At 43.1% G+C, this 334-nt stretch carries 1 protein-coding gene; it reads left to right on the top strand.

What is annotated here, in order from left to right:
* Positions 1 to 51: 51 nt before the first annotated feature.
* Positions 52 to 334, top strand: a 283-nt coding sequence (locus tag AAEY68_RS20785) for an MbeD/MobD family mobilization/exclusion family protein (RefSeq protein WP_350586796.1), incomplete at its 3' end; no start/stop codon positions are given.

The raw sequence follows: 334 nt of genomic DNA, 5'->3' as shown, positions 1-334 counted from the left end.
ATCCAGGACGTAATCGATTTGGACAAAATTTGGAACAGGAGCTAGAAAAAAATGACCGAGCTAGAGCAACAATTGCTGCAATCACTGAAACTGTTACAGAAAGACTACGAGGAGCAGTTCAGAGAACTACACGAGTCCTTGAACAGTTTAGCGACCGATACAGGACAGAAGCAACCAAAGCGCATCACAGAGCCACTGAGAGAGCTAGAGAGCACGAAAATATGCCTAGGATGTAGACATGGCAAGTACAGTAAGCGAGAAAATTCTAACAACCAGAAGGTGTATTGGGATTTTTCTTGTTTGATAGATCATGGCCAAGAGCAAAGTGTTGAAG

This window comes from Pseudoalteromonas sp. RB2-MNA-CIBAN-0110, assembly GCF_040309305.1.
Taxonomy (GTDB): Bacteria; Pseudomonadota; Gammaproteobacteria; order Enterobacterales; family Alteromonadaceae; genus Pseudoalteromonas; species Pseudoalteromonas arctica.
This window is presented reverse-complemented; position numbering and strand designations above follow the sequence as displayed.